Origin of the sequence: Serratia sp. ASV30, from assembly GCF_016428815.1 — a bacterium.
GTDB lineage: Bacteria > Pseudomonadota > Gammaproteobacteria > Enterobacterales > Enterobacteriaceae > Chania > Chania fonticola_C.
Map to the genome: position 1 here is coordinate 1 of NZ_JAELTL010000077.1, position 20,874 is coordinate 20,874.

A 20,874-nucleotide genomic window follows, 5' to 3' on the forward strand; every position below is an offset into this window, starting at 1 on the left:
TGTCGGCCTCCAGGCCGTAAGCGCAGTATTTGCTATGGTTTTGCGCCACCAGCTCTTTAACGTGGGCTAGCACTAACACCCGGCCACGGGCGCGTTTTGCCAACTCGGCGATCACCAGGCTTTTGCCAGCGCCGGTTGGCAGCACAATCAGGGCCGGTTCAGGGTGCTGTCGGAAATGCTTGATGGTGGCGTCGACCGCTTCCAACTGATAGGGGCGTAGGGTAAAAGCCATGCGTTAGTACCGCTCGCTGAAGTGGGCTGTAACATTCCACTGAAATTGTGACATTTTGCTCCTCAGACGGCGGAAAAATTTCTATTATTATGCCTTCTGCGGCTACGCAGTGCGAGAAGCATGGAAATTACTCCTGTTATGGCATCGTTTCCGTCGCTATACTAAGCGGCTTCCCTACGCGAACATCCTCTTCGAACCTGTTTTTTGCACCTGGTGCGACAACGGGGCGTCATATTTAGCAACCAGATCAATGCGATCATAACAACGACAGGCAAAGCAGATTCAATGCGACTGGACAAGTTTTTATCTCAGCAGTTGGGTATCAGCCGTGCGCTGGTAGCGCGTGAACTCCGTGCAAAACGTGTCACCGTAGACGGTGAAGTGGTCAAGAGCGGGGCGCTCAAGCTGGCTCCGGAACAGGAAGTGCGGTTTGATGGCAACGTGTTGTCACAGCTGAACGGGCCACGTTACTTCATGCTCAATAAGCCACAGGGTTATGTGTGCTCTACCGACGACCCGGATCATCCAACCGTGCTCTATTTCCTGGATGAACCCGTTGCATACAAGCTGCATGCGGCAGGGCGGCTGGATATTGATACCACCGGCCTGGTACTGATGACCGATGACGGCCAATGGTCGCACCGCATCACCTCACCGCGCCACCAGTGTGAGAAAACCTATCTGGTGACGTTGGAACATCCGTTGGCCGCCGATACTGCTCAGCAGTTCGAGCAAGGCGTGCAACTGCATAACGAAAAAGATCTGACCAAGCCCGCGAAGTTGGAAAAAATCGAAGATACCCTGGTGCGTCTTACCATAAGCGAAGGGCGTTACCATCAGGTGAAGCGCATGTTTGCAGCCGTGGGTAACCGGGTCATCGAATTACACCGTGAGCGTATTGGCGCCATTGTGTTGGATGACGATTTGGCACCGGGAGAATATCGCCCGCTGACCGAAGAAGAGATTGCCAGCGTAGGCGCCCCGCACCTGCTGGATTAATTTTTGCGACCGACCAAGGAGTCGTTGAACGTGCAACAGAACCGGACCTCTCACCTCGGTTTGATCTTTATTCTGGGCCTGCTGTCCATGCTGATGCCGTTGGCGATCGACATGTACTTGCCCAGCATGCCGATAATCGCTCAGGAGTTTGGCGTGGAGTCGGGCCGGGTGCAGATGACGCTCAGCGCCTACATGCTGGGCTTTGCCGTTGGTCAACTGTTCTATGGGCCGATGTCCGACAGCATTGGTCGCAAACCGGTGATCCTGTGGGGCACGCTGATTTTTGCTATCGCCGGTGGGGCCTGTGCGATGGCCCAATCGGTGGAGCAACTGATCAACTTGCGTTTCCTGCACGGGCTGGCTGCAGCGGCGGCAAGCGTGGTGATCAACGCCCTGATGCGTGACATGTTCACCAAGGACGAGTTCTCACGCATGATGTCGTTCGTGATCCTGGTGATGACCATTGCGCCATTGTTGGCTCCGATGATCGGTGGCGTGCTGCTGCTATGGTTCAGCTGGCATGCCATCTTCTGGACCATGGGGGCAGCGGCGCTGTTGGGGTCGGTACTGGTGGCGTTCTTTATCAAGGAGACGTTGCCCAAGGAGCGGCGGCAAAAATTCCATCTGCGCACCACGTTGAGGAATTTCGGCTCGTTGTTCCGCCACAAGCGCGTGCTGAGCTATATGCTGGCCAGTGCTTTCTCGTTTGCCGGGATGTTTTCTTTCCTCAGCGCCGGGCCGTTTGTCTATATCGAGCTGAATAACGTTTCACCGCAGCATTTTGGTTATTACTTTGCGCTGAACATCGTGTTTCTGTTCCTGACGACCCTGATCAATAGCCGCAACGTGCGCCGCCTGGGGGCAGTCAAAATGTTCCGCCTTGGTCTATTTGTGCAATTGACGATGGGTGTATGGTTGCTGGCAGTCACCGCCAGCGGGCTGGGTTTCTGGGCACTGGTGCTCGGGGTGGCGGTTTATCTCGGCTGTATCGCCATGATCTCGTCTAACGCGATGGCGGTGATCCTGGACGATTTCCCCCATATGGCGGGAACAGCCTCTTCGCTGGCTGGGACGTTGCGCTTCAGCATTGGCGCACTGGTCGGGGCGATACTGTCCATGGCGCCAGGCAAAAGCGCATGGCCGATGGTTTCATCGATGGCGCTGTGCAGCATCGTTGCGGTGTTGTTCTATTTTTATGCCAGCCGCCCGCGCAATAACCCTGCCTGATTTGCCCCTCACCCTAACCCTCTCCCACAGGGAGAGGGGACCGATCGAGCTGTTTTATCGTTACTGAGCTCACCTTTGCTCTTCCAATGAATGAGCCACATGTTAAGTCCTGTACCTGATCTCCGCCCTTGATGTTACTGAACGAACCACAGACTGACTTCTGCACTTGATGACAGCTCCGGCCCAGCTCCCTCTCCTTGGGGAGAGGGAGATCAAAGGCAATTAAACCCCAATCTACCTGCTTGCAAGTTTAAGTTTGTTGCTAAATATATGCAGGCTAACTAAACAGCGGTCAAACGAACTGTAGTTTTTTTGTTAAATATGGCAGCGTTATTTTGTCAGGTGGCCAGAGGTGCAACCCGCTGGTTGGTGGGGCGTTTTCTTAGCGGTTAATTGGCCTTATTTTATTTTAAATCAAAGTATTATTGATTTAACCTGCCTTGGGTATTTGAGCGATATGTTTGCATAATGTAAAATTATACCGATTGTAAAGTAACCGCATTGCAAGAAAAAAATGTTGAGATCGCGGCGGGAAAGGGTTACATATAACGCAAAAATGCGAGCTGAGTCGCAAAATGCCGTGAGAGAACCTTCTACGGTGGAGAAAAACTGAGTGATATCAGCAAGCGCAGGATGCAGTTAATTGTTTGTTGCAAATTTTACTTAAAAATAACATTTGTGGGCGGCAAAGTCGGATGATCCCGGCTATAACTAAGTCATCCTGTGATGTAAAAAGTGTTTCATCTTTTCATACTAGGGATTTCATGTGGATAGTTTCCAGCTTTCGGTAGTGCATCGCTTGCCGCAAAGTTATCGTTGGCTATCAGGTTTTACCGGCAGCAAGGTTGAACCGATACCGCTTAGCGGCATAGACGAAGATAACGATCTGATCGGCCTCAAGCTGCTCAGCCATGACGGGCGCGAAGCCTGGCGGGTCATGCAGCAGCTCAACCTGTCTCTGCAAGAGATCCAGGTCAATTGCTCCATCGTTGAATGGGAAGGCGAGCCTTGCCTGTTCGTTCACCAATGCGATGAGAGTGCCGCCATGTGCCGATTGAAAAACGTCGGTGCGGCGATTGCCGAGCAGCTCAGCGCGCAGTACCCCTTCTGAATGATGCCGCTAATCAACCAACTGCAATAACTGCTGCGTATAGGCAGCAGCAGGTGCGTTGAAAATCGTTTGGCAGTCACCCTGCTCCACGACTTCTCCCTGACGCAGTACGATCACCTGATGGCACAACGATCGAACCACCTGCAAATCGTGGCTGATAAACAGATAGGCCAGCCGGTGACGAAGCTGAAGTGACTTCAGCAGCGTCAGGATCTGCGCCTGTACCGATTTATCCAACGAGGACGTCGGTTCATCCAGGATCAACAGCTGCGGTTGCAGGATCAGCGCGCGGGCAATGGCGATACGCTGGCGCTGCCCACCTGAAAACTCCGTGGGATAACGATAGCGCAGGGCCGGATCCAATCCGACTTCCTCTAACGCCTCAATCACCCGCTGTTCGCGTTGCTCTGCGGTCAGTTGCTGGTGGATCTCCAGCCCTTCAGCGATGATTTGCAGTATGTTCAGGCGTGGGTTCAGCGCGGAATAAGGGTCCTGGAACACGATCTGCATCCGGCTGCGGTAAGGCAACATCTGCTGGTTATTGAACTGATGCAGTGGTTGGCCATCAAACCATATCTCACCTTTTGAGCTCAACAAGCGCAGCAGCGCCAGGCCCGTCGTGCTCTTGCCTGAACCCGATTCGCCCACCAGGCCCACGCTTTCCCCAGGCTGTATCTCGAAGCTCAGATCTTTCAGCGCGTAGTTCTGATCGACGATGCGCCGTAACAGGCCACGTTTGATCGGGAAACTGACCTGCAGGTGTTCCACTTTCAGCAGCGGCATGGGCTTATTGCTGGCCGGAAGCGGCAGAGGCTCGCCCACGTCTTCCGCAGCCAATAGCTGACGGGTATAGGCGTGCTGTGGGGCGCTAAACAGGCCGTCACGGCTATTTTGCTCTACACACAACCCTTGGCGCATCACCGCCACGTTATCCGCCAACCGGCGCACGATGTTCAGGTTGTGGGTGATAAACAGCAATCCCATCCCCAGTTCCTGCTTTAACTCTTTCAGCAGCATCAGGATCTGCGCTTGAATGGTTACGTCTAGCGCGGTAGTTGGCTCGTCGGCAATCAACAGCTTGGGTTTGGTCAGCACCGCCATGGCGATCATCACGCGCTGACGTTCTCCGCCGGAGAGTTGATGGGGATAATCCTTCAGGCGCCCTTTGGCGTTACGTATGCCCACCCGATCGAGGCACTGAATGATTTCGGCGCGAGCGCTATCACGGCGCATGCCCATGTGGAGCATCAGCACTTCAGCCAGTTGTTTTTCGATAGTGTGCAGCGGGTTGAGCGACACCATCGGCTCCTGGAAAATCATCGAGATCTGGTTGCCACGCACTTTGCGTAGTTCGGCTTCCGATGCATGTAACAGTGAGTTGCCGTTAAACAGAATATCCCCACCGGGATACACCACCGGCGGGGAAGGCAGCAACCGCAGCACGGAGAGAGCGGTGACGCTTTTGCCTGAGCCGGATTCACCCACCAACGCCAGCGTTTCCCCTTGTTCCACCTGTAACGAGACACCGTTGACCACCTGATTCAAGTTGCCTCCCTGGCGGAAGGCGATGCTGAGATCCTGAATAGCGAGCAGAGGAGTGGTCATATTAATGCGCCTTGCTTGGGTCGAAGGCGTCGCGCACCGCTTCGCCGATAAAGATTAACAGTGAGAGCAACACTGCCAGCACCAGGAAGGCGGTAATGCCCAACCACGGAGCTTGCAGGTTGTTTTTGCCCTGTAGAAGGAGCTCACCCAACGAAGGCGAACCGAGCGGCAAGCCGAAGCCGAGGAAATCGAGAGAGGTGAGGGTGGTGATCGAACCGCACAGAATAAACGGCAGGAAGGTCAGAGTGGCCACCATGGCGTTAGGCAGCATGTGGCGATACATAATCACGCGATCCGGCACGCCCATCGCTCTGGCGGCACGAATGTAGTCGTAATTACGGGTACGCAGGAATTCGGCACGCACTACGCCCACCAGGCTCATCCAACCAAACAGGATGGTGATGCCCAACAGCCACCAGAAATTGGGTTGGATGATGCTGGACAGCAGGATGATCAGGAACAGCGTTGGCATCCCCGACCAAACCTCGATCAGCCGTTGCCCCCAAAGATCGAATCGGCCGCCGTAATAGCCCTGCGTCGCTCCCGCACAGATACCAATCACGCTGGAACACAGCGTTAGCGCCAGCCCGAACAGCATTGAGATACGGAAACCGTACAGCACCCGGGCCAGCACATCGCTGCCGTTACTGTCGGTGCCGAGCAGGTTTTGGCGTGACGGCGGCGATGGGAAGGGCACTTCAGTGGCAAAGTTGATGGTGTTGTAGCTAAAGCGGATCGGGGCCCAGATGGCCCAGCCGTGTTGCTCAATCTGCTTGATAACAAAGGGATCCTGAAAATCGGTAGTGGTATTCAGCTCCCCACCGAAGGTCGTTTCGCTATAGTTGACCATAAAGGGCACATACAGCCGGCCCTCATAGCGCACCAGCAACGGCCGGTCGTTGGCGATCAGGTTGGCGGCCAGGCTGAGCGCAAAGGCCACCAGAAAAATCCACAACGACCAGTAACCACGGCGGTTGCTGCGAAAACGTGCCCAGCGGGCCTGATTGATAGGGCTTAAGCGGCTCATTGACGGCCCTCGAAATCAATGCGCGGATCGACCAGGGTATAGGTGATATCGCTGACGATATTCAACAGCAGGCCGATCAGGGTAAATATGTAAAGCGTTCCGAACATCACCGGATAGTCGCGTTGCAGGGTGGCATCGTAGCCCAGCAGCCCGAGGCCGTTGAGCGAGAACATCACTTCGATTAACAATGAACCGGTGAAAAACATGCTGATAAAGGTGGCCGGGAAACCGGCGATCACCAGCAGCATGGCGTTACGGAACACGTGGCGGTAAAGGATTTTCTTCTCGTCCAGCCCTTTGGCGCGGGCGGTGACCACGTACTGTTTGCGGATCTCATCAAGAAACGAGTTTTTGGTCAGCATGGTCAGGGCGGCAAAGCCGCCGATCACCGTTGCCAGCACTGGCAGGGTAATGTGCCACAGATAATCGGTGATTTTCCCGTACCACGGCAGCGTGTCGAAGTTGCTGGAAACCAGCCCGCGCAGCGGGAACCAGTCCAGATAGCTGCCACCGGCGAATAGCACGATCATCAGGATGGCGAACAGGAATGCCGGAATGGCGTAGCCGATGATAATCAGCGTGCTGCTCCAGGTGTCAAAGGCGCTGCCGTTGTGGATGGCCTTACGGATACCCAGCGGGATCGACACCAGATAGATGATCAGTGTACTCCATAGCCCCAGGGTCGCGGAAACCGGCAGACTCTGGCCAATCAGCTGCATCACCGAGGCACCGCGGAACAGGCTTTCGCCGAAATCGAGGCGCATATAGTTCCACAGCATGGTGAAATAGCGTTCGTGGAGCGGCTTGTCGAAGCCGTAACGCTTGGTGATCTCGGCGATCACTTCGGGATCCAGGCCGCGTGAGCCACGGTATTGGCCTTCGGCCACGTTGCCCGCGCCAGCCTTCATGTGCCCAAGGCCTTCACCCGCGCCTCCGCCGCCAAATCCGCTGGTTTGCCCCATCTCAATAGAGGCAATGGCCTGGTCGACCGGCCCACCGGGGGCGATTTGCACGATGAAAAAGTTAATGGTGATGATCGCCCACAGCGTGGGGATCACCAGCAGTAATCTGCGTATCAGATAAGCGGCCACCGGAGGCTCCTTATTGCCGTTGCGCCGGCAAGCGTGCCGCCTTGTTGACGTCGAACCACCAGTTGTCGAACCCGATTGAATAGGCCGGGCGTACCGCTGGCGAAGAGAATTTGTCCCAATAGGCGTAACGGTCGTGATTGGAGTACCACATCGGCAGCATATACATGTTCCAGGTCAACACCCGATCCAGCGCACGGCCAAGGGACAGTAACGCTTTTTCATCTCCTTGATGCTTCATGATCTGTTCTATCAGGGCATCGACAGCCGGATCGCTGACGCCAGGGCTGTTGTAGCTGGAATTCAGATATTCTGTGGCCCAATAGATTTGCAGGTTGGAGTTGGGGAACGGCATAGCGGGGTAGACCCTCGGCATCATATCAAAGTCACGTTCGCGCATGCGGCGGGTGAATTGGCTGATGTCGATCTCACGGATCTGCATATCGATGCCCAACCGCTTCAGGTTATGCTGGAAAGGCAGCACATATTGGAAATTGCTACCGCTTGGTAGCATCAGCTCAAAGGTAAAGGGTTTACCGGTTTTGCTGTTGACCAACTGCTGGTTTTTCACTTCCCAGCCGGCCTGTTTAAGCAACTCGGTGGCTTTCAGCAGGTTAGCTCGATCATTGCCGCTGCCGTCGGATGTTGGAGGCTGATAGATCGAGGTAAACACTTCTGCTGGCACTTTGCCTTTCAGCGGGGCCAGCCAGACCAGTTCCGCAGCATCTGGGTAGCCGGTGGCAGCGTACTCGGTATTCTGGAAATAGCTGTTGGCGCGCTGATAGGCATCGTAATACAGCGCCTTGTTCATCCAGTCGAAGTCGAAGGCCAGGGTAATGGCTTCCCGCACTCGGCGATCGGCGAAAATCGGGCGCTGGATATTGAACGCTAACCAGCGGGCATTCTGTGCCGCCTGATTGGTTTCATCCTGTTTGATGATGAAGTTGCGTGCAAAGTTGCCGCCCTGATATTGAGTGGCCCAGCTTTTAGGCGAACCTTCGACGCGGAAATCGTAAGCCCCGGCCTTAAAGGCTTCCAGCGCCACCTTATCGTCCAGGTAGTAGTCATAACGCAGCGTATCGAAGTTATAGCGCCCACGATTCACTGGCAGATTGGCGGCCCAATAGTCGCGTACGCGCTCGTAGGTAATGTACTGACCCAATCGGTAGCTGCTGATTTTATAAGGGCCACTGCTTAGTGGGGGAACAGTCAGTGGCTCATTCAGTTTATGGTCTTTCCAGAAGCTTTCTGGCATCACCGGCAGGCTTAATAGGCCGAGTAGCTGATCTCTATCCGGTTTGGGGAGTTCTATGCGCACAGTCAGACGGGAGATGGCCTTGACGGTGACGCCTTTATACGACGAACGGAATTGCGGCACCCCTTCGGTCATAAATTTGTTGAAGGTGAAGGCCACGTCGGCGGCGGTGATCGGGCTACCATCATGGAAGCGCGCGCGTGGGTTGATATCCAGCTCCATCCAACGCATATCTGCCGGGTAACGAGCCGATTCAGCAATCAAAGGATAATAGCTGGAAGGCTCATCGTCCGAGCTGGTGAACAGCGTATCGTAGAGTTCCCCGGTTCTTTCACCGGGCACGCCACGCGAGGCGAAACGGTTGAAGTTATCATAGGTGCCGATGGCTGCCAGCCGAACATCGCCGCCCTTGGGGGCAGCCGGGTTCACGTAGTCAAAATGGCTAAAGTCGGTGGAATATTTCGGCTCACCGAGCGTGGCGAAAGCGTAGCTTTCATTAAGGGTTTCGGCCTGCATGCTAAAACTGAGTGCCGAAAGCACCAAGGCAGCAAAAATGCGTACGGACATCTCTACGGTAAGCTCCTGCTATCTATACCCGTCGCCTTTCAAGCCAAGACTTGGAATACGTCGGATATAAGTCAATTAATCCAGCCGGTAGCATAGCATTTCAGGCTGGTTTTCTGAGTAAAGAAGTTTAAATATCAGGGATTAACTGCGGCCCGATAATCAAAAACGGCCTTATTCTGGCAAAAGGCCACAAACTCCTCAATACCCAGTGGCTTACTGAAATAATAGCCCTGCATAAAATTAACGTCGCGTTCTTGCAGGAAACTCACCTGTTCGGCGGTTTCTACCCCTTCCGCCACGGTCAGCATGTTCAGTTTTTTAGACAACGAGATCACAGCATCCAGGACGGGAGCGGTCGCCGTATCCTGGCCGATGGTATTGACAAAACCGCGGTCGATCTTGAGGTAATCCAGGGTGAAGCGTTGTAGATAGATTAAGGCGCTGTGGCCGGTACCAAAGTCATCCACGGCGATCTCAACGCCCTGGCGGTGCAGCCACTCAAACTCTTCCAAGGCGTTTTGTTCTTCCACCATGCCGCGCTCGGTGATTTCAAACACCACGGTGAAATAGTCGGTCGGCAACTTAGCCAGCAGTTCGGTGATATCGTCATGGAACGAAGGCGCATTAAGGTGAGAAGGGGCAAGATTGATGCCCAGTTTGGCGCCCCGTGGCAGAGCTTGCACCAATTGCGGGATATCGGCCACGATCCTACGGAACAGGTGGCGGGTCAACGCCACGATCAACCCTTCGCTTTCGGCATAGGGGATAAACAGATCGGGTGGAATGCGCCCCTCGGTGGGATGCTGCCAGCGTATCAATGCCTCAAGACCGGCGATGGTGTTGGTTGCGGAATGGAACACTGGTTGATATTCAACAAAGATCTCATTGTGTTTGATGCCTCTCATCAGCGCGCGTTCGGGGCTTTGACGCAGTATCTGCATATAGTAATACAGCGCGCCCACCATCAGGGAGAGTACCAGGCTGCCCAACACGGTCAAACGGATATCATTAGCCGTCAGGGATTGATGGTAGAAGATCATACTCAGTGGATAGCCCGGGACGGCTAGCCGGCTGGCTTGGCTTTTAGGTAATTGCGCCAGCGGCATCATATTAGTGCCGAAGGTGGTTACCGCATGCTCGCCGATCACGATGGCAAATCCGGGAGTATCTCTATCGGGTGAACTGAGCAGCAGGTAGGGCGCCAGGGTGAGATCCAGCGTGGCTAATATGCCGGTGTTGCCTGGCCCGGGTTGGCGCAGCCACACGGCAATCGCCGGTTTTCCCGGTACCATCGGTGTGCCTTGCTGTAATGCCATATCCAGTGGTTTATGCCAGTCAATATCGGAATAGATATGGCTCATTCCCAGCATCATGTTACCGGTTGCCGAAGAGCAATAGGCAAAGCCGTCTTTGACCAGCACAAAGGTGCGTACGCCGGTGGTAAAAGCGGCACGATAGGTCAGGTCGGACTTGGCCTGTTCGCAGGATTTCCCCGTAAGCGGCATGATTTGCTGCATGATTTCTTGCAGATAATCGAGATAATTAACGGCATATTTTTGCGTACGGGTTTCGATTTTATGCTGATATTGCGTGCGCTGATGATCGATCAGAAATAAAGTGACAGAGGTAAAAACAAGGAAGAAAACGACTGCGACAATACAGCTTTTAGTCAGGCTACGCCGTGTGTTGGACGCATGGCGTGCAAATGCTCCCTTCAATCCCATTACTCGCCCCCTGAGCGCAGCATAAAAATATTCTTGTTATATTATTGGTGATTAATATATCCCACCGATCCTGCCTGCGTCATTATTCGCTTGGCTTGCGCTAAGGCTGTCTGTTTAGACACAGCGTAAATAGCGCGTGACGAAATGGCATGTCACTTGACGATGATAGGCTATTTTTTCAACCGTTGCGTGGTTTCTGGCGCAGTGATAATCGAAAATAGCGATGCGGGTTTGTTCGGCGCCAGCGTTACAGTGAAAAAAAACGCTGCCCTGGGGCAGCGTTCTCGTCTCGTTTGTTTGGTTTTCAGGACTTGATTCAGATACTACGCCGTTAGCTGGAACTTTTACCCAGTAACCGGCGGCCTTCACGATAACGTTTATCCCAATAGTTATCCGAAAGGCTGGAGATTGTCACACCACTGCTGGTAGAGGCATGAACGAATTTGTCATTACCCAGATAGATGCCGACGTGGCGGCCAGTAGAACCGGCACGGAACAGCACTAAATCACCTGGACGCAGTTTGGCGCGTTGGATTTGCTTGCCCATATCTTCTTGCTCATAGGTTGAGCGGGGCAGATCCATACCAAACTGTTCGCGGAAGGTACGTTGTACAAACGCCGAGCAATCAATGCCGCGCTTGCTTTCACCACCTAAACGATAGCGGACGCCTTTCCAATCAGCATACTGGTCCATAATCTTTGACTTGACGTCAACGTTACGTACCATCGCTTCGAATTCATCCTGAGAGGCTTGCAGTAAAAGACCGTTTTTGTCATTAACTGCATGCATCTCAGTTTGTGATCTATCTAACTTCGAAGTGTTTGTTGAGCTACAGGCGGAGAGCACCAAGGCTGCCGCAATTGCAGGTAACACCCGCAAAAAATATCTCAGAAAAGGTTGAGATTTGACCATTGTAATTGTTTTCCCTTGAAGTCCTTAACGACGCTAGTCGTTATCTGAAAAATACCAAACGGAACGAGACTAGTTGGCACCGGCAGGAAGGACAATCAGTTAGCATCGGAAATGTGCAGGAACGCACAGTTTTCGGATTTTTACTAACGAGCCAAGCCAAACCAGGCACAAACGCATCCGAGAGTACCGGAATGAAGTGAGGATTGCGAGCCTTTTTCCGACATTCTTTATATGAAATTGTGATGTAACATAATGTAAATCTTCATATAAAAAAACGCGGTTCAGCGGTTATGTTGGATTGGCGTTAATTAATGGGGTAGGCATGTTAACGGTGTGGTTGTTGAGTAAACAAGATGCGACAGGTAAATCACCGAGAGGCGCTGGCCTCCCGGCTATCATAATCTAAAGTTATGGCTGCGTTGGGCGATACTTACCAGGTAATCTGCAGTTCAACCAGTGGATCACAACATCGCTGGCCGGAGTCATCAGCCACCAACTGGTACCGACCATCACCACCGACAGCGAACCGACGGCAATATCGGTAAACCAATGTGCACCGATCATGATGCGTGGCAGGCAGAAGACCAGGGTGATCAGCAGCGCGATGGCAAATGCCGTGCGGTTAAAGTAGCGCAGCATAAAGCAGGAGAAAATCAACAGCATCATGCCATGATCGCCAGGGAAGCTGTCGCTGGAGGCGTCTTTGGTTGGGATCCCGGTGAGTTCGCTGACCCGGTTGATATTGTCAAAGGTCAGGGTGGGGCTGGCGTGTTTTACCGGCAGCAGGTGACCAAACTGGTTGAGCACCACTCCCGTTAACAACATCACGACGCCGGTAACGATCAGACGGCGGCGTCCAAAGGCATCCTGCTTGAGGTAGAAGAAAAGGTACAGTAGCCCCATGGCGATGAGCGAAATGACGTCGAATACTCGATTGTTGGTGATCGCCACCATTCTCAGAAACCAGGCATCGCTGGCCAGATGTTGGTTGAAGAAGAAAAAGATTGCTGAGTCAATCTTGAACCAGAACCCGTGATCCTTGGGTAAATACCAGGAAAGAAATAGCACGATGCCCAAGACGTTGAGCATGAGGATGAAGGGTAAATTGCGGCGTGTCATGGCTAACCTGTAAAAAAATCAAAAAAATAATGCCAACGTTAAAAGCATTAACTTAAACGGATATTAAACAAGGCCGATTGCAAAGCATTCCAGTTGGCCTCGTCGCTGTGGATCAATTCGATACGGCTGTCGAGCGGAGCGGTGGGACGCGTCTCGATACTGAGATCCTGCCCTTGGCGGTTGATCAGCAAACTGCCTTCGGCAATGCGTACGACCGCCTTGGCCCGCTCAACCGGAGCTAGCCTGATCCATTCCATCATACCGACGGTATCAAAGACGGTTTCCCCATCGAAAATCCAGCCGCAGCTGGTGAATCCTTGGCCTTGGTTGAGGGCTCGGCGCCAGCGGGAGTTTTCAGGCAAACGCAACGCCGCTAATCCTTGGGTCTTGGCGTGGCTATGATGATGCTGTGCGTCCGGCAATTCTGTGCAATTGGTGCGTGGCCGATCCAACAGCGTGATATCCATGCGCCCTTGCTCAATGGAAAAGACCGGCCGCTGCTGGCCATGTAACGTTTGCCAGGCTTCCAGTGCCTGAGCATCTTGCGGCTGCCAGGTATCCATTTTATTGGCGATGATGACGTCGGCCGCAGCCAGTTGATCGCGAAAATTTTCATTTTCGCTATAGCGAGGTTCGCCAAGTTGGCGGGGATCAAGCACACAGATCGTTGCCAGCAAATCGATCCATCCGCCATAGGTTTCCTGAGTCAACAGCGCCAGGATCTGCTTGGGGTGGCCTAATCCAGTGGGTTCAATCAGTAACCGGTCGGGTTTGGTCTGTTGCAACAACATATTCAACCCTACCTGCATAGGTAACCCGTTAACGCAGCACATGCAGCCACCGGGGATCTCTTTCAACACCGCACCGCTGTCGGCCAACAGGGCGCCATCGATACCAATCTCGCCAAACTCGTTGACCAGCACGGCCCAGCGCTCATTTTCCGGCTTGGTGGCCAACAGGTGTCGAATGGTGGTGGTTTTCCCGCTACCGAGAAAGCCTGTGATCAGATTGGTTTTTGTCATTTGGAGATCCCCGTTAATGATGTTTTCAATTGATTGAAAGTGAGCAATTATTTGCTTTTTTATCGCGTTTGCACATAGGCGTGCCAGATCACAAATATAAGCATGAAAACCGCCTGTTTTTGGCGTTTTTTTTCTGCTGAAATGTTAGGACTTTTCCCATAAAAAACGTGGCATTAACAAAGTTAATTGTACCGTACCGTATTGTTTCCACGACCTTAATGCACCGATTAGCCATAAAAAAAACCACCTATCCTTGCGATTATTCCTAAAAAAATAACCTATCTTTAAAGTGGCTTAACAAAAGTGAGGTTGCCATGAATAGCTTACGGTTAATTATGATCGCAGGAGCGTTGTTTTCATGGATGGCAGCAAGTCATGCGGGTTCCACAGGTGGCGTTATCAACTTCGTGGGTGCCATTGTCGAAGGGCCTTGTACGGTAGATGTTAGCAACTCAACGGCGAATACCCAATGCTATCGTAACGGGCATAACTACACAGGCACGCAAAGGCTGGCAAGTTTTGATGCCAGCAGTAAAGAGCTTCCGCTGAATATCGGTACCACCGAAATGCGGTGGGTAGACCAGCAGAAAAAACTCGCAATAATGACGGTAATTTATCGTTAAGTCCTCTGTCATGCCGAGTGGGGCTCGGCATGACATCCCCAGACCCCGCACTTTGTTTCGTTTTCATACCTTTCATTGCCCAACCGACTGACCAGGACTGCGTACGGTAAGCCGTCTGCCAACTGGCCGTTACTGGATATCAAATTAAGACTTTTCCGACTTGAAATCTGTATTTTGCGGCAATAAATTATGCGCCGCCAGAGAGGTGGAACCCCATCTAACTAAATGATAAATAGATGAAACCTCTCTAACTTGCGTTTAATCCAAGAACTTTTTTTCAGGTTTATATTGGCTTAATAACAAGTGAGGTGCCCATGAAAAGCTTACGGTTGTTTTTGATCGCAGGAATGTTGTTTTCATGGCTGGCAGCAGGCGTGGCCAATGCAGCTACCGGAGGCGTGATCCACTTCTATGGTGCCATTGTCGAAGGCCCTTGCACGGTGGAAGTCGCTGACTCAACGGCACAAACGCAATGCTATCGCGACGGGAAAAACTACACCAGCAAACACCAGTTAGCGAGCCTGGAGAGCGGTAGCAAAGAGTTGCCAGAGAATCTCGGCAAGAGCGAAATCAAGTGGTTGGATCAGCAAAAAAAACTCGGAATAATGACGGTGGAATACCGTTAATCCACATTCAGTCAAGTGGCCGTCATGCCTGGTTGATTGGCATGGCGGCCGATAGAGATCAATTCAACTGGGTGGTTACCCAATCTTTTACCGTCTGGCGCGCTCCTCGATCGCGCAATGACAGATAGGCCCGTGTTACTTCCGCCACAAACGCACTATCCGTTGGCAACTGATCGCCAAACACGCTTTTCAACGCCAGCAATGCAGCCACGCGGGGTTCACCGTCCTGTGAACAACTGACGGCCTGTTGCAACGTGGCCAGCATCGGGTCGCGGATATCAATCGGTTGCCCTGCGTCATCAATCCCACCGACATAACGCATCCAGCCCGCGACGCCAAGCGCGAGCCCCGCATGGCTACCGCCATATTGCCGATGCCAGCGGATCGATTCCAGCAGGCGCTGAGGCAACTTTTGCGTGCCATCCATAGCGATCTGCCAGGTGCGGTGTTGCAGTGCCGGGTTGCTGTAACGTTCGATCAACTGCTCGGCGTAGGCGGCCAGATCGATGCCAGCGACCTGCAGCGTCGGAGCCTGCTCGTTCAACATCAAATGGTGTGCGGCGCGGCGATAATTTTCATCTGCCATGCAGTCAACAATGTATTGGTAACCCGCCAGATAACCGAGGTAGGCCAGGAAGGAGTGGCTGCCGTTGAGCATCCGCAGTTTCATTTGCTCGAACGGCAGAACATCATCCACCAGTTGTACACCGGCATCCTCCCAGCGTGGGCGGCCAGCGACAAAATTATCTTCCACCACCCATTGAATGAAGGGTTCACAGGCAATAGCGCATTCATCACGCACGCCACCCAAAGCGGCGGCGATTTCATCCAACGTTTCTGGCGTAGCGGCCGGAACGATGCGATCGACCATGGTGCTGGGGAAGGTGACGTGTTGAGCGATCCACTCGGCGAGTTGTGGATCGCGCGCTTTGGCCAGCCCGGTCACCGCATTGCGTACCACGTGGCCGTTCTCTGGAATGTTGTCGCAGGACAACACGCTAAAGGCGGGTAGATGGCGCTCTCGACGCCGGCGTAGTGCTTCCACGAGGATCCCCGGCACCGTGGTGGGTTGGGTCGGATTAGCCAAATCGGCTTTGATCGCGTCGTGTTGCAGATCCAGTTGGCCGCTACCCGGTTCGATGCAGTAGCCTTTCTCCGTAATGGTCATGGAGACGATCGCCACCTGCGGTTCGGCCAGCTTTTCCAGCACGGCGTCGATGCCTTCTAATTTGCGATGTACGCTTTCGTGAACGGCTCCCACAACGATGGCCTGATCGCCCGCCGCGCCCTTTTCTAACACGGTGTAAAGATGATCCTGATCGCGCAGGGTCTGGAATAGCTTATCGCCGCCGAACAGGCTGATCTCGCAGATCCCCCAATCGCCGCCGTTACGGTTGAGTACCCTGTCGGTCAGCAATGCCTGGTGAGCGCGGTGAAAAGCCCCAAAACCCAGGTGAACAATTCGGCTGCGCAGGCTCTGGCGATCGTACTGGGGCAGTTGTGTCTTGGCGGGCAACGGTGAGTTGGCGATAGTTTTCATTAATGGCTCCATGACGAGAGCAAGGGCCGGTTGATCGCTGGTATAAAGCTATCAGACCAGTTAGCCGCAGGTGTATGCCCGGCTCTCGCGTATTTGTTAACAACCGCCAGTGTAGGGCGGTAGAGAGGTGAATGAAATTGGTCAGTCCAAAATATCCCAGGATCGTGAGTTGGATCAATCAATCGACGTTTCTGTTTTGACAGCACGCCGCTAATCAGTAAGGTTAAAGATGAATGATATCTACTGCAATGTGGTATAACAGGATTGATTTGATTTTGCGATCTACCTCACCACCGATACCGCTTCAACGATGACAGAGCGACTTTTACAAGGATAAATCAATGGAACAAACATGGCGTTGGTATGGGCCGAACGATCCGGTTTCGCTGGACGATGTGCGTCAGGCAGGTGCAACCGGCGTAGTGACCGCGTTACACCATATCCCTAATGGCGAAGTGTGGCCGGTTGAACAGATCAAGGCGCGGCAGGCTCTGTTGGCGGAAAAAGGACTGGTGTGGTCGGTGGTGGAAAGTATCCCGGTGCACGAGGAAATTAAAACCCACAGCGGCAACTACCAACGTCATATCGCCAACTATCAACAATCGCTGCGCAACCTGGCGGAATGTGGCATTGATACCGTGTGCTACAACTTTATGCCGATCCTCGACTGGACGCGTACCGATCTGGAATACCCACTGCCGGACGGTTCCAAGGCCTTACGCTTTGATCAGATCGCCTTTGCGGCCTTCGATTTGCATATCCTGTGCCGCCGTGGGGCAGAAAAAGATTACACCGACGAAGAGCAGGCCCAGGCCCAAAGCTATTTCAAGGCGATGAGTACGGCAGATATTGCCAAGCTGACCGGTAACATCATTGCCGGGTTACCTGGGGCGGAAGAGGGATACACGCTCGATCAGTTCCGTGCCCGGCTGGCGGAGTACGATCATATCAATAAGGCGCAGTTGCGCGAAAATATGGCCGTCTTCCTGCGCGCTATCGTGCCGGTGGCGGAAGAGGTGGGTGTCAGGTTGGCAGTGCATCCCGATGATCCACCGCGCCCCATCCTCGGCTTGCCACGTATTGTTTCCACTATCGAAGATATGCAGTGGCTGAAAGAGACGGTAGATAGCATCTATAACGGCTTCACCATGTGTACCGGTTCTTACGGCGTGCGTGCGGACAACGATCTGGTGCGGATGATTGAAACCTTTGGCGATCGCATTCACTTTACCCACCTGCGCGCTACCTGCCGCGAGCAAAACCCTAAAACCTTCCATGAAGGGGCGCACTTGCAAGGGGATGTGGATATGGTTGCGGTGGTTGAAGCTATCCTGGCAGAAGAACAGCGCCGTCATAAAGCGGGCGATCTGCGGCCTATCCCAATGCGACCAGACCATGGTCACCAGATGCTGGACGACCTGAAGAAGAAAACCAATCCGGGCTATTCGGCCATTGGTCGGTTGAAAGGTTTGGCGGAGGTTCGTGGGGTCGAGCTGGCGTTAAAGCGGCGGTTTTTCCCGGAATTACTCTAGTAAAAGCAGGGCGCACTCAGGTTGCGCCCCTACCGTTGACTAGTCTGCGCGGCTCATATAGCGGCGTTCTGCAATATGAATGCGGATTTTATCACCGCTGCTCAGGTACTCCGGTACCAGAATGGTCAGGCCGGTCGCCATGGTGGCCGGTTTGTTACGCGCACTGGCAGAAGCCCCTTTGATGCCCGGAGCGGTTTCAACAATCTCCATATCCACGGTCTGCGGCAGCTCTAACGCCAGCACCTGGCCATCCAGCGTCAGTACCTGCATACCCGGCAAGCCCGCTTCAGGGATGAACAGCAGCTCATCTTCGATCTGATCTTTCTTGAAGATATAAGGGGTGTAGTCTTCATCGTCCATGAACACATACTCTTCGCCGTCAATATAGGAGAAGTTTACCTTGCGGCGGGACAGGCTGATGGTGTCCAGAATATCATCGCCTTTAAAACGCTCTTCTACCTTCAGCCCGGTACGGACGTCGGAGAAGCGCATTTTATACAGCGTGCTGGCACCACGGGCGCTTGGGCTCTGGACATCGATGTCCTTTACCAGCAGCAGTTTGCCGTTGTAATTGATCGCCATACCGCGCTTGATTTCGTTCGCTCTTGCCATTGGAATACCCTGTCAACATAGATTTTAGGAAGTTGCGACAAGTTACTCGCGCCGTGCTTTTCAGGCAAGAGCCGCGCGCAAAAAGAGTGGGGAAAACGGGCGGCCGTGGCCGCCCCTGAGGCTTATTTGAACACCGGCAGCAGATCTAATAGCGTTAGCACGTGGGCCACGGCGTTAATCGCCCCAAACAGGATGATGAACAGGATCATGCCTTGGCCGCCGGGAGCACGGTAGCTGGCCTGTGGGAAACGGCGGCGGCTGGCGCGTGCCATCATGGCAGGAACGATCACCGCCCAAATGGTGGCGGCCAGGCCAGCAAAGCCGATGGCGTAAAGGAAACCGTTCGGGAACAGTAACGCGGCCAGGGTTGGCGGCACGAAGGTCACCAGTGCCGATTTGGTGCGGCCTGCCTGATTATCCTTGAACTTGAAGAAGTCGGCGAGAAAATCAAACAGCCCCAGCGACACACCCAGGAATGAACTGGCCAGCGCCATATAAGAGAAGGCGTTAAGCAGTTGGCCTACGGCATAGCTACTGGAAACGTTACCCATCTGCTTGAGCAGGCTGCCGATGTTGCCCCCTTCGGCGATCACCTGCTTGAAGGCATCACGGGCGATATTGCCCTGGATCACATACTGCCACAGGATATAGATCGCCAGCGCCAGCAAGGTGCCGTATACCAGGCTGCGCACCACGGCACCGCTGTCTTTTTGATAATATTTCACCAGACCAGGTACGTTGCCGTGGTAGCCGAACGAGGTCAGCAGGTAAGGCAATGCCGCGAGCGCATAGGGCAGGTAGTTGGCGTCGCTGCCGCCCTGGTTGAACAACACGGCAGGCTGCACGTGGGTGAACATATCACCGACGGACAATACAAAGGTGATCACCATGCCGCCGATCAGAATGGTGCTAAGGCGATCCACGGCGCGGGTGGATAACCAGACGATAAAGGCCACGACGATGGCAAACACCAATCCAGACAGAGTTTGGTTGGCGCCGAAGACGCCTTCCAGCGTATGGGCGATGATCGAACCGCCCGCCGAGATATAGGCATAGGTCAGAATATAGAGTACGAAGGTGATCGACAGGCTGTTAAGGGTATTCCAGCCTTTGCCAAGCAGATCTTTGACCACAGTGTGGAAGCTGGCGCCCGCCGGATAATTCATGGTGGCTTCCAGAATCATCAGCCCGGAGATCAGCATACAGAACCAGGTATAAATCAGCAGCGCCACGGAGCCGCTGAACCACACGCCAGAAGTTACAATAGGGATAGAGAACATACCTGCACCTACGGCGGTGCCGGCAATGATCATCGCGCCACCGAGGACGGAAGGGCGGGAAAGCTTCTGGATGGTGTCCGCAGACATTATTGCTCCTGATTGGCCGTTGGCCTTGAGTTCTTTTGTACTAGCTTAATGGTACGTGCGCGATGTGTGCATGTAAAGCGGATATTTGGTGGGATTGGTGCAATCTTCAGCGCTTAGGGAGTTATTTTGGTGGTTTTCCCCTCACCCCAGCCCTCTCCCGCGGGGAGAGGGGGCTGCAATAGCGTTGTGGTCAGGGGCAGAAGTCTGTCTGCGGTATGCTTGGTGACTGGTAATAAGGGGGCTGTAGTCCGGTGCTGGAGTTTATCAGTGGCACATTAAAATTTGCCCTATGCGAGATGGAGTTATTGCGGTGCCGAGGCCAGTTACTGACGTTAATTTGTAGCATATTCAGTCCCCTCTCCCTGTGGGAGAGGGTTAGGGTGAGGGGCGTCACTTTACGTATCCTGATGTATTTTTTTGTTTAATTGGCGGGTATAGCGGGAAATGCCACTCATCGACAAAGTGATAAATCTTTCACATAAGTCGTTGGTGACATCCAAGAAATTCTATCGCATGTGAAATAACCATCATGTTTAAGTTTGTAGTTCACATACAGGGATATAGGAAAACTAAAAACTAATGATGCGAACGCTATCATGATTAAATACCTGTCTCTTATACACATCTAAAATGGGGGGGGGGGGGGGGGGGGGGGGGGGGGGGGGGGGGGGGGGGGGGGGGGGGG

At 53.5% G+C, this 20,874-nt stretch carries 18 protein-coding genes and 1 pseudogene; 6 read left to right on the forward strand and 13 right to left on the reverse strand.

Annotation, left to right across the window (positions count from 1 at the left end; genetic code table 11):
• Nucleotides 1-232: DEAD/DEAH box helicase (locus JHD74_RS23230; RefSeq protein ID WP_199063603.1), on the reverse strand; the 232-nt coding region annotated here is incomplete at its 3' end.
• 285 nt (nt 233-517) lie between these two features.
• On the opposite strand from JHD74_RS23230, the gene rsuA reads away from it, so the two are divergent.
• The 3 genes from rsuA (at nt 518) to JHD74_RS23245 (ending at nt 3,569) form a co-directional block, all read left to right on the forward strand.
• Nucleotides 518-1,231 carry a 16S rRNA pseudouridine(516) synthase RsuA gene (gene rsuA, locus JHD74_RS23235; RefSeq protein ID WP_065683205.1) on the forward strand — a complete coding sequence of 238 codons (714 nt, stop codon included), beginning with the start codon at nt 518-520 and terminating at the stop codon, nt 1,229-1,231.
• Nucleotides 1,232-1,261: 30 nt separating this feature from the next.
• The gene (locus tag JHD74_RS23240) at nt 1,262-2,458 is read left to right on the forward strand and encodes a Bcr/CflA family multidrug efflux MFS transporter (RefSeq protein WP_024530608.1); all 1,197 of its coding nucleotides are present in this window, start codon (nt 1,262-1,264) and stop codon (nt 2,456-2,458) included.
• A gap of 766 nt (nt 2,459-3,224) precedes the next feature.
• Nucleotides 3,225-3,569, forward strand: coding sequence for a YejG family protein (locus JHD74_RS23245; RefSeq protein WP_021805874.1), 345 nt, complete (start codon nt 3,225-3,227; stop codon nt 3,567-3,569).
• Nucleotides 3,570-3,578: 9 nt separating this feature from the next.
• Here the strand turns inward: JHD74_RS23245 and yejF are convergent, their stop codons facing one another.
• From yejF to JHD74_RS23285, 8 genes are all read right to left on the reverse strand, one after another.
• On the reverse strand, nt 3,579-5,174 hold the full coding sequence (gene yejF, locus JHD74_RS23250; RefSeq protein ID WP_199063604.1) for a microcin C ABC transporter ATP-binding protein YejF: 1,596 nt from the start codon (nt 5,172-5,174) through the stop codon (nt 3,579-3,581).
• A gap of 1 nt (nt 5,175) precedes the next feature.
• A complete protein-coding gene (locus tag JHD74_RS23255; protein ID WP_024528044.1) occupies nt 5,176-6,201 on the reverse strand; it encodes an ABC transporter permease in 1,026 nt (341 codons plus the stop codon).
• Complete coding sequence (locus JHD74_RS23260) at nt 6,198-7,292, reverse strand: microcin C ABC transporter permease YejB (RefSeq protein ID WP_021805871.1); 1,095 nt, start codon at nt 7,290-7,292, stop codon at nt 6,198-6,200. The genes JHD74_RS23255 and JHD74_RS23260 overlap by 4 nt, the downstream gene beginning before the upstream one ends.
• Nucleotides 7,293-7,302: 10 nt before the next feature.
• Nucleotides 7,303-9,111 carry an extracellular solute-binding protein gene (locus JHD74_RS23265; RefSeq protein ID WP_074028229.1) on the reverse strand — a complete coding sequence of 603 codons (1,809 nt, stop codon included), beginning with the start codon at nt 9,109-9,111 and terminating at the stop codon, nt 7,303-7,305.
• A 134-nt stretch (nt 9,112-9,245) separates the two neighbouring features.
• The gene (locus JHD74_RS23270; protein ID WP_199063605.1) at nt 9,246-10,835 is read right to left on the reverse strand and encodes a cyclic di-GMP phosphodiesterase; all 1,590 of its coding nucleotides are present in this window, start codon (nt 10,833-10,835) and stop codon (nt 9,246-9,248) included.
• Between the two features lie 331 nt (nt 10,836-11,166).
• Nucleotides 11,167-11,748 (reverse strand): bifunctional murein DD-endopeptidase/murein LD-carboxypeptidase, encoded by a 582-nt coding sequence (gene mepS, locus JHD74_RS23275; RefSeq protein WP_024528047.1) that lies wholly within the window; start codon nt 11,746-11,748, stop codon nt 11,167-11,169.
• Between the two features lie 408 nt (nt 11,749-12,156).
• Nucleotides 12,157-12,867, reverse strand: a complete 711-nt coding sequence (locus JHD74_RS23280) for a phosphatase PAP2 family protein (RefSeq protein WP_199063606.1) — start codon at nt 12,865-12,867, stop codon at nt 12,157-12,159.
• 47 nt (nt 12,868-12,914) lie between these two features.
• Nucleotides 12,915-13,889 carry a GTP-binding protein gene (locus tag JHD74_RS23285; RefSeq protein ID WP_024528049.1) on the reverse strand — a complete coding sequence of 325 codons (975 nt, stop codon included), beginning with the start codon at nt 13,887-13,889 and terminating at the stop codon, nt 12,915-12,917.
• Nucleotides 13,890-14,203: 314 nt separating this feature from the next.
• Here JHD74_RS23285 and JHD74_RS23290 point away from each other — a divergent pair, with 314 nt between their 5' ends.
• Nucleotides 14,204-14,512: a type 1 fimbrial protein gene (locus JHD74_RS23290; protein WP_024528050.1), complete on the forward strand. Its 309-nt coding sequence runs from the start codon at nt 14,204-14,206 to the stop codon at nt 14,510-14,512.
• 314 nt (nt 14,513-14,826) lie between these two features.
• Nucleotides 14,827-15,138: a type 1 fimbrial protein gene (locus JHD74_RS23295; protein ID WP_024528051.1), complete on the forward strand. Its 312-nt coding sequence runs from the start codon at nt 14,827-14,829 to the stop codon at nt 15,136-15,138.
• Nucleotides 15,139-15,196: 58 nt separating this feature from the next.
• Here the strand turns inward: JHD74_RS23295 and JHD74_RS23300 are convergent, their stop codons facing one another.
• Complete coding sequence (locus JHD74_RS23300) at nt 15,197-16,678, reverse strand: mannitol dehydrogenase family protein (protein WP_199063607.1); 1,482 nt, start codon at nt 16,676-16,678, stop codon at nt 15,197-15,199.
• A gap of 341 nt (nt 16,679-17,019) precedes the next feature.
• Between JHD74_RS23300 and uxuA the strand changes: the two genes are divergently transcribed.
• Nucleotides 17,020-18,210 (forward strand): mannonate dehydratase, encoded by a 1,191-nt coding sequence (gene uxuA, locus JHD74_RS23305; protein WP_024528053.1) that lies wholly within the window; start codon nt 17,020-17,022, stop codon nt 18,208-18,210.
• A gap of 39 nt (nt 18,211-18,249) precedes the next feature.
• Here uxuA and yeiP read toward each other — a convergent pair whose 3' ends face one another.
• The 3 genes and pseudogenes from yeiP to JHD74_RS23320 form a co-directional block, all read right to left on the reverse strand.
• Nucleotides 18,250-18,822: an elongation factor P-like protein YeiP gene (gene yeiP / locus JHD74_RS23310; RefSeq protein WP_021805861.1), complete on the reverse strand. Its 573-nt coding sequence runs from the start codon at nt 18,820-18,822 to the stop codon at nt 18,250-18,252.
• Between the two features lie 122 nt (nt 18,823-18,944).
• The gene (gene mtr, locus JHD74_RS23315; RefSeq protein ID WP_021805860.1) at nt 18,945-20,189 is read right to left on the reverse strand and encodes a tryptophan permease; all 1,245 of its coding nucleotides are present in this window, start codon (nt 20,187-20,189) and stop codon (nt 18,945-18,947) included.
• Nucleotides 20,190-20,640: 451 nt separating this feature from the next.
• A pseudogene (locus JHD74_RS23320) lies at nt 20,641-20,799 on the reverse strand (DUF1240 domain-containing protein); the annotation flags it as partial.
• Nucleotides 20,800-20,874 lie beyond the last annotated feature (75 nt).